The sequence below is a fragment of the Rhodobacter sp. NTK016B genome (assembly GCF_017303295.1).
Lineage (GTDB): Bacteria > Pseudomonadota > Alphaproteobacteria > Rhodobacterales > Rhodobacteraceae > Pararhodobacter.
In genome coordinates this window covers 1-207 of sequence record NZ_JAFKOK010000084.1, presented here as the reverse complement: position 1 = coordinate 207, position 207 = coordinate 1, and the positions used below count along the sequence as shown (strand labels likewise).

The 207-nt window shown below is 65.2% G+C and carries 1 pseudogene; it reads right to left on the bottom strand.

Annotated features, from left to right (window positions below):
• A pseudogene (locus JI664_RS23795) lies at positions 1-207 on the bottom strand (terminase); the annotation flags it as partial.

Below are 207 nucleotides of genomic sequence, written 5' to 3'. Positions count from 1 at the left end.
GAATCGGCATCCATTTCGTGCGGACCCATTCGGTCGCGGCCGAGCTGGTCGGGTGCACCACAAGGCTGTCGAGCGGGCCGTATTCGTGCCAAGCGGCCAGCGTCGGAATCAGAACCGAGACCGTCTTGCCCCATTGCGCCGACCCGCGCAGCGTGACTTCGCGCGAGGGATGCTCGGGGCTCAGAACCTCGTGCACCTTTCGAAGGA